The 6,271-nt window shown below is 42.3% G+C and carries 6 protein-coding genes; 3 read left to right on the top strand and 3 right to left on the bottom strand.

Annotated features, from left to right (window positions below):
- Positions 1–366 precede the first annotated feature (366 nt).
- A complete protein-coding gene (locus AB4405_RS22245; RefSeq protein WP_372062871.1) occupies positions 367–549 on the top strand; it encodes a hypothetical protein in 183 nt (60 codons plus the stop codon).
- A gap of 147 nt (positions 550–696) precedes the next feature.
- On the opposite strand, the gene AB4405_RS22240 is transcribed toward AB4405_RS22245, so the two are convergent.
- Positions 697–1,233: a GNAT family N-acetyltransferase gene (locus AB4405_RS22240; RefSeq protein WP_102469499.1), complete on the bottom strand. Its 537-nt coding sequence runs from the start codon at positions 1,231–1,233 to the stop codon at positions 697–699.
- A 472-nt stretch (positions 1,234–1,705) separates the two neighbouring features.
- Between AB4405_RS22240 and AB4405_RS22235 the strand changes: the two genes are divergently transcribed.
- The gene (locus AB4405_RS22235; protein WP_372062870.1) at positions 1,706–2,581 is read left to right on the top strand and encodes a DMT family transporter; all 876 of its coding nucleotides are present in this window, start codon (positions 1,706–1,708) and stop codon (positions 2,579–2,581) included.
- Between the two features lie 104 nt (positions 2,582–2,685).
- The gene (locus AB4405_RS22230; protein WP_372062869.1) at positions 2,686–3,306 is read left to right on the top strand and encodes a hypothetical protein; all 621 of its coding nucleotides are present in this window, start codon (positions 2,686–2,688) and stop codon (positions 3,304–3,306) included.
- On the opposite strand, the gene AB4405_RS22225 is transcribed toward AB4405_RS22230, so the two are convergent.
- Complete coding sequence (locus tag AB4405_RS22225) at positions 3,303–5,150, bottom strand: ABC transporter substrate-binding protein (RefSeq protein WP_372062868.1); 1,848 nt, start codon at positions 5,148–5,150, stop codon at positions 3,303–3,305. The genes AB4405_RS22230 and AB4405_RS22225 overlap by 4 nt on opposite strands.
- A 518-nt stretch (positions 5,151–5,668) precedes the next feature.
- The gene (locus tag AB4405_RS22220; RefSeq protein WP_372062874.1) at positions 5,669–6,136 is read right to left on the bottom strand and encodes a murein L,D-transpeptidase family protein; all 468 of its coding nucleotides are present in this window, start codon (positions 6,134–6,136) and stop codon (positions 5,669–5,671) included.
- Between the last annotated feature and the right edge of the window lie 135 nt (positions 6,137–6,271).

Raw genomic sequence — 6,271 nt, 5'->3', positions numbered from 1 at the left:
AATGCTTTATATATAAATAAATATACCTTTAGCTTAAAGAATATTTTTTAATACAATTTGGGGGAACTTTTTGTCATCAATAATATATTCAGTGATTGAGATCACGAACTGGTTATCTGTAACATTACGAAACCTTGTTTCAAAAATGTTACTTGATAGATCTATTTTCGTAGGTAACTGGCTGTTATAGTTTTTGCTAGTCGGACAAAAACGATAATCATCGCTTTCTGGTATAAAGCTCAGACTCGAGCTTTTGCTTATGTTGAGCAACAGATAGTATATGTGACTTGTTACGTAATAAATCCTTGCTATTGCGCAAGATTGAACTAGTTTAAAGATACCCCCCGCCTTTTTACGGAGCTGAACATGGTCGAACGAAGGTTAGAAAAAGAAATTACTCACGCCATGCACTGTTTGGACAATGGTCAGCTACTCGAGCTCAAGCGCTTCCTTGACACTATGACCGGCGAAAAACGAAGTCGTAGCCTACTAAACGATGAAGAATTAGAGATGCTCATGTCTCTCAATATGAAAGTCCGTCAAAAATAATGATGAGTCTTAACTAACACGCACAAAAAAGGAGCAGCCTTTGGCTACTCCTTTTTTGTGCGTGTTTTTATATGTATTAGTGACACCAGATTAGCAAGTGACAACGTCACCAATCAATCATTAAAATTCATTGAAAACTGATTACAACTAATGTGCTCCAGACGCTGTTAGTAAATCATGAGGGGTTGGCCACGTATAAACAAATTCATCGACCTTTTTACCGCACGGAGAATCTCCTCGTCGACTTTCTGCGCGCTTCCCACCGACAAGCTCATAAAACTTAATCGCATCATCATTTTCAGCGAGCACTTCTAGGAACACGCCGTTATCTGGGTAATATTTTTCTGCCCACCCCATCGCTTGGCCAAGTAGTGTATGCCCGACGCCTTGCCTTTGCGCGATTGTCGATACGTGCAAGTTATCGATAATGGTTCCAAACTCAGCACTGTGATTTCCAAACAAGCAGACAAATCCTAGTAATTCACCCGCCTCCTCAGCAATGATCACATGCTGACTAAAAGGAGGATTTAGCAAACGAGCTTGCCAAATCAGTAGCTTATCGTCTAGAACTTGCTCATCAAGATAAGATTGTCTCATCATACCTTGATAATTTGTCTGCCAACTCTCTGCGTGGAGTTGGGCGATACGTTTATAATCAGAATATTCTGCTATTTTAAAATCCATTTAATAGTACCTACTGCTTAACTATTGTCATATCCATTGATTACATACTAATAAAATGTAAACAAATTGCAATCCATGCTAGTCAAAGAAAGAGACTGGCGCAATAAACAAGTGAACCATGCCCAAGGCGCAAACACCAGCGTGTAAACACGGCTACTCGATTTAAGTCACTGCAATACTCAATATCGTGTTCCGGCTTTTGCCTCACAAACTGAGCTGCTCCAGTTAGACGGTCACCTAAAAACGACACTGGCAACCTTAGGCTAACGATAAGTCCTTATGATTGAAAAGAATTTAATCATATAAGCCATTCTCTAGCCAAATTGAACTCAGCGCGAATGAAACGACTTCAACGACAACTGCGATCTTTAGCGTCATAGCCTCTCTCGCTATAACATATAAAAGATGCTCCGTTTCACTCACATTGAGAACACGTTACTATCTCAGTAACGCCTCTTATTGTTCATCAACCATGACATCAAATTATCTACTTGCCACCACGACTATGACAGCATTTGCACTCAATTCATTGTTTGCGCGTTATGCACTCGGTTACCAAGCTATTGATCCAATGAGTTTTACCCTGCTTCGCCTCTTAAGTGGTGCCGTGACTTTAGTTCTTCTTTACGCCATGTTTTTTAAACAAGGTACTGCTCATAAAAAAGAGACACTAACCCGGAAGCACTCTGCAAGCCTTGGAGCCTCCCTTTTTAGTTATGCGTTATTGTTTTCTCTGGCATATCATCAGCTAGATACCGGCACCGGGGCGTTAATTCTTTTTGGTACCGTACAACTGGCGTTGATTGCTTACCATCGGTTAAGCGGTCACGCTATTAATCTATTGGAATGGGTAGGGATATCGGTCTCTTTAGTCGGTTTTGTCGTACTGCTCCAGCCATCAAGTCACCAACCCGATATCGGTGCCGCGATATTAATGGGTTTGTCTGGTTTAAGTTGGGCGATCTTCACCCTACTTGGAAAACATGCATCTGTGCCTATTGTTGCTACCAAACAAGGTTTTATGTACGGTGCGACGATGATGGTATTGGTATATTTGATTGTCGCAATGGTATCAATCGACTCGTTCTATCTGTCCAAAACGGGCGTTGGTTTCGCACTTCTCTCAGGTGTAGGCGCTTCAGCCATTGGATATTACTTATGGTATCAATTACTACCAAAAATAGACTTATTACAAGCCTCCTTACTGCAGCTTACGGTGCCAATAATCGCCCTAGCACTGGGTATCATTTTTATCGACGAACAGCTCTCACTTTACTCGTGCATTGCAACGCTCTTTATTTTGAGCGGAATCGCACTTGTTTCTTTTAGTAAATGGCGAAATCAGTAATCAAATCAATACTAAGCCACCATACGATACAAAAGGATAATTGGTAACATTAAACGAATTGGTCTAACTTAAGCTGCGTTAACGCTCTTTTTCTAGGATTAATTATGTTGAAGCCATTATTCAAACTATTTCTATTTAGCCTACTGCTGCCCTTGATTTTCTCTACTCGCGCTGTCGCTAGCAGCGAAGAAAAAACGGAAACGTCATCAGAGCAGCCCCTTGTTAATTTTACAATGATGCTGGATCTAAAAGGAATTGAGAGTTCAATAAGCCAATCAAGTGAGGCTATCAATAATCTTGCCGTTTCCTTGACGCTTCTTTCTAACAATGAAAGCCTAAATGAAGAACAAAAACAGGTACTTGTTGATACTATTGAGAATATCAACGAATTGACAGAGATGTCGAAAGAATCATTGGTCGCTCTGCCCGGAGCCCTAGAACAATCACAAAACTCCATAGCCAACAGTACTGCAGCATTTGTTTATGACGTTAGATTCAATGTCTTGCTGCTACTTGGTGTTGTCGTCATTGCGATCGTACTGGCACTGATTGCGGCTTACTGGTTTATCTTACGACCAATGCAAGGCACCATTTTATTGGCAACTCGCAATGTTTCTAAAATGGCGAGTGCCATTCAGAAAACGGCTGATGCTTTAGAAACGACAACAGCAAACCAAAAGGTGATTACTCAGCGTCTCGAAAAAAACGATGATCCTATCATTTAGTCGTCCGACCAAACTTCTCGTAACTGAGGCCACCCCCACGTGGTCATTGCGACACCTTTGATTACGTCATGAAAGCTCAATGTTTGCCTATGGTGGAACATTGGGCTCACAAGTCCCTCATAAATTAATGCGGAACAAATAGGTTCAAGATAATCAAGGTAGTCTTTGGCTTCTATCCTTTCCCGTATCGCTTTTATTTGATCTCGTAACCATAACGTTGACTCATCATCCATTGCCGCCTGTATGACAGGATCACTCGTAAAAGCTAAAAGAGCGGATACATGGCGATTGTCATCTAGGTTAACGTTACTCAAAATCAAATCATAATCGAACGCTTTGGCTGTCGCTTGTGACAAAAACGCCTCGTGAGGCATCACCGTCACAGATGCTGTCACGTCAAGATTCGCGAGTAATCGTTGGATCGCTTTGCTGCATCGCACCAACCCCGGATGATCATAAACGACAATCGATAATGAATCAGGTAATGAAACAGGACTGGCGTTCAATCGTTGAACTGGATGCCAAAATGGGAAAAAATTCTTCGCGACTTGAGCACCAAATGTCACGTTATTTTCACTTAAGTCCTGCCAAATAACATCGCCATTCAAACACTCACTGAGCCATTTTCTTTGTTCAGCGTTTAATTGAGCTTGGTTCTTTCGTCGGTTAAACAGAATAAACAGACAACCGTCTTCGATGCGTATTTGTGACTCTTGGTATGACGCGACCCTTTTATCTGGGCGCAACGAAACCATATCGGGGACGGCGTTATCCAATAATGAATTGCTATGGACATCGATCAAAGGTCCGTCATTACCAAGGTTGCTATCGTTCGCATCTAGAACTTTTTCTGAGGTTATTGCATGCTCACAGGCGGATGATTTAGTGTGTGACGCCGCTTTATTTAACAGCCAAATTGTCACTTCATCGGTGAGCGCGCGAGCTGAATAGTAACGCTCATTAGCAACGAGAACCATTTTGTGTTCGGTGTGCTCTTTTAGTTCAAAAATACCAGAGCCTGTCACTTGATTCTCAAGAACCCATGCATCATTGAGCTGCTCTGAAGGTTGAATGGAATATTTGAGATCACTTAATAACGCGCTAAAACCCCGATCTGGTCGAGATAACGTCACAACAATTTTGAGTCCATGAACGGCTTCAACAGACAGCAAGTGGTCCAACTCATGTCGATAGTGTGGGCGTTTTGCTAAATGACGCACTAATTTAGCGACACCGCTTGCCGTGATCTCCTCACCATTGTCAAAATACAAAGAAGGTCTGAGATAAAACGTCCAGGTTTGATAGCCTGGATCGCTCTCCCAATAATGCGCAAGATCGGGTTGTACATCTCCAGCATGATCCATTGACACCAAACAAGAATAAAGCTGGCGGATCAAAAACCGTTCACTATTTCGATGCGAGTAATGGGGCAACAACCGTTTAAAAGGACGGTCGTAGGTGAGTTGAACATTCACCCGCCCTTCTTTGAAAGAGGCACCGGATAATTGCTGCAACAAAGAACCAAATAACACCTGATCACGGTCCAAAAAGTCTAGCGCTTTTTCGTATTTCCCATCCACCATCCACCGCTTAGCAATCTGTTTTTTTACTACGTCAACGTCTGATACACGAACGAGCACGGAACGTTGATTGCGTCCCGCTTTCGGCAGCCAGCGTACCCAACCAAACTCCGTCATCTGTTTTAACAAGGTTCTGGCATGCCTAGGACTGGTAAATAGTTGCTCGGCAACATCCGCCAACACCACTTTACATTCCTCATTGACAGGATAACTCACCAAGCGTAAGTAGTAACGAAACAGGTTTGAACCTTCCAAAACACCCACCTAAAACAGGAAAATCAGTTCCGCATATTACCCTAAGTCACGAAAATACGCCTTATTGACGTCAATAAACTGATAACCGGAACAAGTCTTTATTCAATTACTCTCTTTTTACATTCCCTATAAAGAGCATAATAAATACAAGTCAACGGACATTGATGCTCCCATGACGGTCTTAAATCCTACACAAAATTGGCAGGTACTGTATGAATAAGCACACACCTCAGGCGAACAACAAAGCTCGCCCATTGGCTAAATTTTACCTAGCTCAACTGAACAAAAGTAGCAGCGAACAAGAAAAGCTTACTTTGGCTATGTTGGTTGAATTGTGTCAATTACGACGCTAGCTTCTCTATGATTTAGATTAAATTTGCAATGGCTTCATCACTAACGGTTTATGCTCCAACCCCCAAAAATCAACATGGTGTTGCCATTGCCCCCCTTAAAAGATGCGATACATGTCACCGTCATTGATGAATTAAATGCGGCCGCCTAAAACCGCCACATTCCGGCTCTCTTTATTACCAGCGTATATAAATTGGGGTACCTATTTTCACCAATGTGATTAATTCATCCATTTCAGTATTGGTGATCGCAATACAACCATTCGTCCAATCAAAGCTCTGTATAAACTGTTCAGGTTTCGTATAGCCATTTTTTAAGCCGTGAATTTTGATATTCCCTCCTGCACTGACCCCTAGGTCTTTAGCGTTCCGCTTATCTCTCAGGTTAGGATAGCTGATATGCATAGATCGATAAAAAGACGAGTCATTCATTACAAAATCTAGGTAGTACTTGCCTTCCGGCGTGCGATTATCCCCTTCTTGGACTTTATGCCCACGTGGGTTAGGCCCCAGCGAGATTCTGTATTCTTTAATCACTGTATCGCCTGCCATCAAAAACATTCTGCGAGTTGATTTTTTGACTTCAACGCGATCAATCAGCCACTCTCCTGCCGCCGCTTCATCCGTAACGTCAGACGTTATCATGTCGAGTGTCTGCGCACTTTCCTGTTCCGGGGGTGATATTACGGAAGGAGGTACAACGGCTCTTTGAAGTAAGGCAGGCTGAGAAGTCGACAACTCACTTGCCGGAGTTGGATTACTCACTTTTTCATCGGTACG

The sequence above is a fragment of the Vibrio sp. 10N.261.51.F12 genome, assembly GCF_041471725.1.
Lineage (GTDB): Bacteria > Pseudomonadota > Gammaproteobacteria > Enterobacterales > Vibrionaceae > Vibrio.
The sequence above is the reverse complement of the archived record's forward strand: the minus strand, read 5'-3'. Positions and strand labels throughout refer to the sequence as shown.

Excerpts from the sequence above, each read along its gene's own strand:
- AB4405_RS22240 (WP_102469499.1), bottom strand. The coding sequence starts at position 1,233 with ATGGATTTTAAAATAGCAGAATATTCTGATTATAAACGTATCGCCCAA.
- AB4405_RS22245 (WP_372062871.1), top strand. The coding sequence starts at position 367 with ATGGTCGAACGAAGGTTAGAAAAAGAAATTACTCACGCCATGCACTGT.
- AB4405_RS22220 (WP_372062874.1), bottom strand. The coding sequence starts at position 6,136 with ATGATAACGTCTGACGTTACGGATGAAGCGGCGGCAGGAGAGTGGCTG.
- AB4405_RS22235 (WP_372062870.1), top strand. The coding sequence starts at position 1,706 with ATGACATCAAATTATCTACTTGCCACCACGACTATGACAGCATTTGCA.
- AB4405_RS22230 (WP_372062869.1), top strand. The coding sequence starts at position 2,686 with ATGTTGAAGCCATTATTCAAACTATTTCTATTTAGCCTACTGCTGCCC.